Raw genomic sequence first — 9,384 nt, forward strand, 5'->3', positions numbered from 1 at the left:
TTTTCCGCTCTCCCGAGGAATCCCCGATGAACATGATTTCCGCATCCGCGGCGGCCAATGCTGCCGAGGCGCTTCCGCTCGACCATGACGCCGAAACCGCAGCGCGCGTCTTCACTGCTGCCGGACTGCTGCTGCCGCATCTCGAACGCGGCCAGCGCGTCGATGCCGCCATCTTGCGCGCTGCCATGGAAGCCGCCTTCGGCGCTTCCGATGCCACCGGCGCCTGGACCTGGAAGTTGGCCTATGACGCCTGCGAAGCCGCGACCGTCCTCTTTCTGCGCAAATACGGCAATGCGCTTTTCCGCAAATCCGGATTTCCGGCGGCAATCCTGCCGCAGCTCGGCAAGATCGCCGGTCTGATGCCGACGCATACGCGCCGCTCCGAAGAGGCCCAGACCTTCCAGCAGTTCTCCACCCCGGTCCCGCTTGCTTATGCGGCGGTGACGGCAGCGGCGATCACGCCCGCCGACCGGGTGCTGGAGCCCTCGGCCGGGACCGGGCTCCTCGCCATCCTGGCCGAGATCGTCGGCGGCACGCTGCTGCTCAACGAACTCGCCGAGGCTCGCGCCAGCCTGCTGTCTTCCCTCTTCCCGGCCCTGTCCGTTACCCGGTTCGATGCCGCCCAGATCGACGATCATCTCGATCCCGGCCTCGTCCCGACCGTGGTGCTGATGAATCCGCCGTTCTCGGTCATGGCCAATGTCGAGGGCCGCATGGCCGACGCCGCCTTCCGCCATGTCGCCTCGGCGCTTGCGCGCCTCGCGCCCGGCGGGCGGCTTGTGACCATCACCGGGGCGGGCTTCGCACCCGACAATCCGGCCTGGACCGCTTCCTGGACCTGGCTGCAGGAACGCGGCCGCGTCACCTTCTCCGCCGCCATCGACGGTTCGGTCTATGCCAAGCACGGCACCACCGTCCCGACGCGGCTCACCGTCATCGACAAGCTGCCCGCCGAAGATCCAGCGGTGTTCCCGACCGCGCCCGGTGTCGCGTCGGATGTTGCCACCTTGATGGGCTGGCTGGCGGAGCAGCTTCCCGCCCGGCTTCCGGTCGATCCCGGCCTGGCCGTGCCGGTGGCACGACCGACCGCGCCGCGCACGGTGCGCGGCTACGTCAACCGGGCCGCGAAGACCGCATCCGCCGCGCCGCTGGCCGAGCCGGAGGGCGTGCCACTGGCCTATGACACCGTGGATTGGGCACCAGCCGAGGCTGGCCGCCTCTCCGATGCGATCTATGAGGACTACGGCCTTCAGACCATCCGCATCGCCGGGGCACAGGCGCATCCGACCCAGCTCGTGCAATCCGCCTCGATGGCGAGCATCGCGCCGCCGAAGCCGAGCTACCGGCCGATGTTGCCCGAGGACATTCTCGGCACGCTGTCCGAGGCGCAACTGGAGACGGTGATCTACGCCGGCGAGGCTCATGGCGGCTTCCTCGCCGGAGCCTGGACGGTGGACGATACCTTCGACAACCTGTCGGTCGCGCCGGAGGATGCCGCGAGCGCCATCCGTTTCCGGCAGGGTTTCATGATCGGCGACGGCACCGGCGTCGGTAAAGGCAGGGAATCTGCGGCCGTTATCCTCGACAATTGGCTGCAAGGGCGGCGCAAGGCGGTCTGGATCTCGAAGTCGGACAAGCTGCTTGAGGACGCGCAGCGCGACTGGTCGGCCCTCGGCATGGAGCGGCTGCTGGTCACGCCGCTGTCGCGATTCCCCCAAGGCGCAAGGATCATCCTGAACGAAGGCATCCTATTTTTAACCTATGCTACGCTGCGCTCCGATGATCGCGGAGAAAGGGTTTCGCGCGTCAAGCAGATCGTCGAATGGTTGGGCTCCGATTTCGATGGAGTGGTGATTTTCGACGAGGCCCACCAGATGCAGAACGCCGCAGGCGGCAAGGGAGAACGCGGCGACGTCGCCGCCAGCCAGCAGGGCCGTGCCGGGCTGCGGCTCCAGCACGCCCTGCCGCAGGCCCGCGTCGTCTACGTCTCGGCCACCGGGGCGACCACGGTTCACAATCTCGCTTATGCGCAGCGGCTGGGCCTCTGGGGTGGCGAGGATTTCCCGTTCTCGACCCGCGCCGAGTTCATCGAGGCGATCGAGGCCGGCGGCGTCGCGGCGATGGAGGTGCTGGCGCGCGACCTGCGGGCGCTCGGCCTCTACACTGCCAGGTCGTTGTCGTTCAAAGGCGTCGAATACGAGCTGCTCGATCACGAGCTGACGCCGAAACAGGTCCGCATCTACGACAGCTATGCCGATGCTTTTTCCGTAATCCACAACAACCTGGATGCGGCAATGCAAGCCGCCAATATCACCGGCGGCGATGGCGGCTCGGGCACGCTGAACCGGCAGGCGAAATCCGCCGCGCGCTCGGCCTTCGAGTCCGCCAAGCAGCGGTTCTTCGGTCATCTGCTGACGAGCATGAAAACCCCGACGCTGCTCCGCTCGATCACCGCCGATCTGGAGGCGGGCCATTCGGCCGTCATCCAGATCGTCTCGACCGGCGAGGCGCTGATGGAACGGCGGCTGGCCGAGATCCCCACCGAGGAATGGGGCGACCTGAAAATGGACCTGTCGCCGCGCGAATATGTCCTGGACTACCTCGCCCATTCCTTCCCGGTGCAGCTCTACGAACCCTTCACGGATTCGGAGGGCAACCTGTCCTCGCGCCCGGTCTATCGCGACGGCCAGCCGGTCGAGAGCCGCGAGGCCGTGGCGCGGCGCGACGAGATGATCGCCAGCCTTGCCAGCCTGCCGCCGGTTCCCGGCGCGCTGGACCAGATCATCCAGCATTTCGGCACCGACACGGTGGCCGAGGTGACGGGCCGCTCACGCCGGATCGTCCGCAAGCGTAGCGTCACCATCGACCGCCTGGTGGTGGAGAACCGGGCCGGTTCGGCCAATCTGGCCGAGACCCAGGCGTTCATGGACGACGCCAAGCAGATTCTCGTGTTCTCGGACGCCGGTGGCACCGGCCGGTCCTATCATGCCGAACTGTCGGCCAGGAACACCCGCCTGCGGGTTCACTACCTGCTCGAAGCGGGCTGGAAGGCTGATGCCGCCATTCAGGGCCTCGGTCGGACGCACAGGACGAACCAGAAGCAACCGCCGCTGTTCCGGCCAATTTCCACGAATGTCAAAGCCGAGAAACGGTTCCTGTCGACCATCGCCCGCCGTCTCGACACGCTGGGCGCGATCACCCGCGGCCAGCGCCAGACCGGCGGCCAGGGCCTGTTCCGGCCCGAGGACAATCTGGAATCGCACTATGCCCGCGACGCGCTGCGCCAGCTCTACCTGCTCTTGGTCCGCGGCAAGGTCGAAGGATGTTCGCTGGAGCGGTTCGAGGCGGCGACCGGCCTGAAGTTGATGGACAGCAATGGCATCAAGGACGAGTTGCCCGGCATCACCACCTTCCTCAACCGCCTGCTGGCGCTGACCATCGAGCTTCAGGGCGCTCTCTTCACGGCCTTCGAGCAGCTTCTCACCGCTCGCATCGAGGGGGCTATTGCCTCGGGCACCTATGACGCCGGGCTGGAGACCTTGCGCGCCGAGAGCTTCGCCGTCACCGACCGGCAGGTGATCTACAACCACCCCCGCACCGGGGCGGAAACCAGCCTGCTGACGATCACCGAACGCAAGCGGAACCGGCCGGTGACGCTGGATAGCGCCTTGGCCGAACTCGACGACCCGCGCGCGAAGCTCTTGATCAACGAGCGTTCGGGCCGGGCGGCGGCGCAAATCCCGACCACGAGCGTCATGCTGGACGATGGCGAGATCGAACGCCGCGTCCGCCTGATCCGGCCGATGGAGGCCCATAATGTGCCGGTCAGGATGATGGGCGAGACCCATTGGGTTGAGGCGGACCGGGGTGTCTTTGCATCGGCCTGGGAGGCCGAAGTCGCCGAGGTGCCGGAGTTCGCCGACAGCACGCTGCATATGGTGACGGGCCTGCTGCTGCCGATCTGGAAGCGGCTGCCCAACGACTCCACCCGCGTCTATCGGCTCCAGACGGATGCCGGCGAGCGCATCATCGGCCGCAAGGTCTCGCCGGCCTGGGCCGCGAACGCCACCACGACCGGGATTGCCTCGGTCACGCCGGACGATGCCTTCGCTGCTCTGATGGACGGCAAGACGACCCTCGATCTTGCCGAGGGGCTCCAGCTTCGCCGGGTCCGCGTCATGGGCGCCAACCGGATCGAACTCTCCGGCTTCACCGACACGATGCGCGACCGGCTTCGGGCCTATGGGCTCTTCCACGAGATCATCTCCTGGAAGCTGCGCATGTTCGTGCCTGTCGATGCCGCTGGTCTTGCCGTGCTCGCCAAGGTTCTCGACCGCTGGCCGGTCGAGCGGATCGGCGAGCGGGAGGCGGCCTGATGCCCCGTCACGACGCATCAGAACTGGCGATCCGTCTCGGCCGGGAGGCCGAGGCGGTTTGCCGCCACTACCTTTCGTCCGGCCATCGTGCCGGACGATACTGGCTCGTGGGCGACGTGCAGAACAATCCCGGCCGGTCGATGTTCGTGCGCCTGACCGGGCCGGTTTCCGGCAAGGGTGCAGCCGGAAAATGGACCGACATGGCCACGGGGGAGCATGGCGATCTGCTGGACGTCATCCAGGAGACACTTGGCCTTGTCGACTTCAAGGACGTGGCCGAGGAAGCGCGCCGTTTCCTCGCCCTCCCGCATCCCGAGCCGGAAAAGACGAGGACGCCGACCGCCAACACGTCCAGCGTGGCATCCGGTTCGCCTGAAGCGTCGCGCCGTCTCTTCGCCATGGCGCAGCCGATCAGCGGCACGCTTGCGGAGATCTACCTCAGCAGGCGGTCGATCACCTCTCTTTCGCACACCGCCGCGCTGCGCTTTCATCCCCGGTGCTACTATAGACCTGATGAGCACTCGCCCACCGAGATCAGGCCGGCGCTCGTTGCAGCCGTCACCGATCTGGCCGGCCACCAGACCGGCGCGCATCGCACCTGGCTCGCCCCGGACGGTTCCGGCAAGGCCGCTGTCGAAACACCGCGGCGTGCGATGGGCGACCTTCTCGGCCACGGTGTCCGCTTCGGCGCAGCCGGTGTGGTGCTCGCAGCCGGCGAGGGCATCGAGACCGTGCTGTCGCCCCGTCAGGTTCTGCCCCACATGCCGATGCTGGCGGCGCTTTCGGCCGCTCACCTCGCCGCCGTCCTGTTCCCGCCTTCCCTGCGCCGGCTCTATGTCCTCAGGGATCGCGACCCGGCCGGGAACGGTGCAAGAGACAGCCTCGTCGCCAGAGCAACGAGCCTCGGGATCGAGGCGATTTCGCTCACGCCGCACGAAGGCGACTTCAACGACGATCTGCGCTGGCGGGGCGTCGATGCCCTGCGAGCGGCGTTGAAGGATCAGCTTCATCCTGAAGACGCCCGCCGGTTCATGGAGAGGTGAGGGTGTAATCGGTCCCGGAGGCGCGGCCCGGCTCGTCGCCTGCCGGTTTCACTCACCTGTCATCGGCAGGTGCATCCTGCGTCGGAGAGTCCCGCGCCCACGGCCTTCTGAGAGGGCGATCGGCGCACAAACGGCACGGGCAGGCAATGGCCGGGTTGGGACTATTTTCCGCCGGCGGGCCACCCCACGCGACAAGTCGCGCGGGGACCCCTTTGTGGCCCGCCTTTGCACCGCGAAGCCAAAATAGTCCCAACCCGGCCATCAAGGCCCTCGCGGAGCGGGCGAGGGCTGTCAACCCGCCCCGCCCGTGCGCTTCGACGCCTGCGAAGGCCGCGATGGGCGCGGTCTCCAGACGAAGGATGCCACCGATGACACGCGAAACCGAATTTGCAGGCGACGAGCCGGTCCACACCTCCTCCCAGACCCATCACGCCCTCAACGAACTCCAGCTCTACGGCTGGCGCCCGTTTCAGGACGAGCCCGATCCCAGGCCGCTGCCCGAGGGCAATACCGTCGCCGCCGCCGTCACGGATATCTTCGATGCCCTCGTCGCGACGCTCGGCGATACCCGCCTCGAACCCGATCTCGAAGAACTGCTCTGGGGCGCCGTCAATCTCTTCCACCGCGCCAATGCCCGGGTGGAACGCGATCTCGACGACAACGAGCAGGCACAGCGCCGGATGCAGCGGGAACAGGACGGCAGCGAGGTGAAATCGGTCGAACTCGAGCGTCTTACGGCAGAGGGGCAGACCCTGATCGAGCGGCGCGGCAGCATGGAACTCTTCCGCGACCTCGCCGCCGAGGCTTTCGAGCACCACACCGGCAGCGCCTGGCGGCCACGCACCGGCTCGATGGTCAACCACCGCAACCTGACCGCCGCGATGATCGACAGCCGGGATTTCCTTGCCGCGAAACGCCGGGCGGAGACCGAGGTGATGTTGCCCGCCGGTCCCAAGGTGGCCGTGACCGGCGGTGCCGACTTCAACGATCACCACCTGATCTGGGCAAAGCTCGATCAGGTCCATGCCAAGCACCCGGAGATGGTCTTGCTGCACGGCGGCTCGCCGAAGGGGGCGGAGCTGATCGCCTCCCGCTGGGCGGATCATCGCAAGGTGCCCCAGGTCGCCTTCCGGCCCGATTGGACGAAGCACGGCAAGGCCGCGCCCTTCAAGCGCAACGATGCCATGCTGGACGTGCTGCCGGTCGGCGTCCTCGTCTTCCCCGGCACCGGGATTCAGGAGAACTTCGCAGACAAGGCCCGCAAGCTCGGCATCCCGGTCATGAAGTTCGACGGCGGCGCGTAAGCGCCGCCGTTTGGCGGCCGAAAGGCCGCCAAACCTTGACAGTTGGCCCGTATCCGCCTTTGATGGAGCATCCTTGAAGAACCGGCGAAGCAGCATAGTCGCAGGCGGAGCGCATCTTCCGGCAGCCTGTCGCGCAACTCAACCGTTTCGCTGGAGGTTTCCATGACGCTGATCCTGCTCGCCATCTCATTGACCCTCACCGCCTGCGTGATTGCCTGGAATCTCGCGATCTATGCCCTGCCGGTCATGACCGCCATCACCGCCGCTCAGCTTGCCTGGGGTGCCGGTGCCGGCGTCCTGCTGTCCGGGCTTAGTGCGGCAGGAGCCGCCCTGCTGTCGGTCGCGCTGGTGATCCTGGTTCTCGGCTTCGCTAAGAATCCCGTTCTGCGCTTCATCGCGCTGGCTCTCTTTGCAGTGCCCGCCGTCATCGCAGGCTATGCGCTGGTCTATGGCATCACCAAGAACGCCATCGACTCGAACCTCGCCCTCAACCTGCTCGGCGGCATCGGTGGCCTTGTCATCGGCGTTTCGGCCGTTATCAATCTGAACGCCCTCGGAGAGTCCGTCTTCTCGCGCTGAAACGGCGGGACGATCCTCTGCTGCCAAGGCAAAAAACCGGCGACTTGCGCCGCCGGGCTTCCAGGTTCCCGCCCAGTTCCGGGTGATCAAGTCATCGCTGCCTTGGCGTCGTCGTCTCCCTCCGCCCGGCTTGGAAATCTGTCATCGGCATGATTTCCGCAGCCGTAGCGGTCAATGCCTGCCGCGTCGGTCTACTCCGTTCCGTGAGTGCAGCCGCAAACCAGCACCTTCATTGTCGCCTTGCGCAATGACGTTGGACCGGACCCTCCTCGGTCGAAGCGGGGCAACGCGGTGCCATTCGGCGTCCCCGACCCGATAGTTGTTTCCTTCTCGACGCCGACGACATGGCCTTCCGGCGGCGAGCGCAAGGGTGGCCGGTAAGAAGGGTGGGTGAGCGGTGGGGGCACCGGATAATCCGGGTTTCGGGGGCCTGTCTGTTCGCTGTTGCCGGCAATGACGATGAACGTGCTGTGCGTCTCCGATCCGCTCTCGAAAGCACCAATCCCTCCGACTGACTGATCCCCTATGTCCGTTCGGTTTCCACCAGCAACCCCCGCGGCTCCCAGCCGTGTTGCCGCGCAAGCGCGGCTGCCCGCCCCACCTGGGGCCTTAGGGGCAAGCTGCCGCGAGGGCGGCAGTTGCGGGAGTCTCCCGACGGCCTTGGCCGGGTCTCGTCGGAGGGATGGTCCCTCCGAGAAGCAACGGAGACTTACAATGCAGAACATCGTCATCCTCGCCGGCAACATCGGTCAGGCCCCCGAAACCCGCACCACCCAGGGCGGCACCGGGATCACCCACTTCACCCTGGCCACCTCGCGCCCCCGCTACTCGGAAGGTCGCGTCGTCCGTGACGAGAACGGCTATCGGGTCCAGGACACCGAATGGCACCGCATCACCTGCTTCAACGGCCTCGGCAAGACGGTCCAGCAGCATTGCGACAAGGGCATGAAGGTGCTGGTTCGCGGTCGTATCCATTACACGAAGTGGACCGACGCGGCAGGCATTGACCGCTACGGCTGCGAGATCATCGCCGAAACGGTCGATTTCCTGAGCTGGCCGAAGGAGTCCGAAGACCCCGAGTTCATCGACAGAGGCGATGACATCCCGTTCTGAGCGGGAACCCGGAAGCCCGGCGGCGCAAGTCGCCGGGTTTGCGCCATGACCAAACCACCCTCGCGGCCGCCAGAATAGCCTTCCTCGACCGGATTGACCGGTCAAGGAAGCCTCCGGCGGGGGGCACCCCCTCCGGACCTCCTCCGGTTTAAAATGTCTCCTTTTGCTCTCTGCCGTCCGGAGGATTGCACCTGCCCCTGCGCTGTCGAGGACGAGCGGTGCCCCCAATTTTCCGCCGCCGCCCAAAGGCGTCGCCAGAAAATCGGCACCCCCACTCGCCGCCAAGGCGGTCGCTCCGCGATCCCCGACAGCTTGCGGCGACGGTGCTGCCTCCTCCCGTCAGAGAGCAAAAGGAGACATGCCATGACCAACCGCAGCACCCCCAGCATCGACGCCGGCAGCCCGGACTATTGGAAGGACCGTCAGCGCGCATTCAGGCTGATCCGCGAAGCCGAACTCGCGCTGCAACGTCACGACGAGGCGCCGCAATATCTGCATGGCGGTTTCGACGAGAACGACGACGTGATCGCCATCGAGAACCTAGCGCCTGAGGACGACGTGATCGCCGCGGTGCGCGCGATCGAGGCCGATCCCACGGCGGTCAGCATCCTTGCCGCGCAGGGTCGCACCCGTATCGGCTGGTGCCGCGTCGATGCTGTCGTCCGCCGCCTGATAGGTAGCTGATGCACTCATGGAAGGCGGCCCCGGTCGCCTTCCATTCCCGCCGCTGCCAGCAGCAGCACCACCGGCCGGATCGACCGGCCGCCGGCGCTGACGAAAGGGGGGCGTGCCGCCGCCCCTCTCGCGCTCACCCCCATGAAGGAAGGGGCAAGCCCCCTCCTTCAAACATCCTCCCCAAGGGAGGGGAAACCCCTCCCTTGAACCCTCCCTTGGGGAAGGGAGACGGTTCCCTCCTCCCTTCCCCAAACCCCATCCCTCTCCCTGAACGGAATACGGTTCGCGCTGACA

General features: G+C 66.5%; 6 protein-coding genes. All 6 read left to right on the forward strand.

What is annotated here, in order from left to right; translation table 11 throughout:
• Positions 1-26: 26 nt before the first annotated feature.
• The 6 genes from E3U25_RS11000 to E3U25_RS11025 all read left to right on the forward strand — a co-directional run bounded on the left by E3U25_RS11000 (position 27) and on the right by E3U25_RS11025 (position 9,099).
• Positions 27-4,376: a strawberry notch family protein gene (locus E3U25_RS11000; RefSeq protein ID WP_116223317.1), complete on the forward strand. Its 4,350-nt coding sequence runs from the start codon at positions 27-29 to the stop codon at positions 4,374-4,376.
• Complete coding sequence (locus E3U25_RS11005; protein WP_116223318.1) at positions 4,376-5,419, forward strand: DUF7146 domain-containing protein; 1,044 nt, start codon at positions 4,376-4,378, stop codon at positions 5,417-5,419. Before E3U25_RS11000 ends, E3U25_RS11005 begins: the two co-directional genes overlap by 1 nt.
• 368 nt (positions 5,420-5,787) lie before the next feature.
• Positions 5,788-6,723 (forward strand): DUF2493 domain-containing protein, encoded by a 936-nt coding sequence (locus tag E3U25_RS11010; RefSeq protein WP_116223319.1) that lies wholly within the window; start codon positions 5,788-5,790, stop codon positions 6,721-6,723.
• A gap of 162 nt (positions 6,724-6,885) precedes the next feature.
• Positions 6,886-7,302 carry a hypothetical protein gene (locus tag E3U25_RS11015; protein WP_116223320.1) on the forward strand — a complete coding sequence of 139 codons (417 nt, stop codon included), beginning with the start codon at positions 6,886-6,888 and terminating at the stop codon, positions 7,300-7,302.
• Between the two features lie 714 nt (positions 7,303-8,016).
• Positions 8,017-8,415, forward strand: coding sequence for a single-stranded DNA-binding protein (locus E3U25_RS11020; RefSeq protein ID WP_116223321.1), 399 nt, complete (start codon positions 8,017-8,019; stop codon positions 8,413-8,415).
• A 363-nt stretch (positions 8,416-8,778) separates the two neighbouring features.
• A complete protein-coding gene (locus E3U25_RS11025; protein ID WP_116223322.1) occupies positions 8,779-9,099 on the forward strand; it encodes a hypothetical protein in 321 nt (106 codons plus the stop codon).
• The last annotated feature ends 285 nt before the right edge of the window (positions 9,100-9,384 follow it).

This window comes from Paracoccus versutus (genome assembly GCF_029909795.1).
Classification (GTDB): domain Bacteria; phylum Pseudomonadota; class Alphaproteobacteria; order Rhodobacterales; family Rhodobacteraceae; genus Paracoccus; species Paracoccus versutus.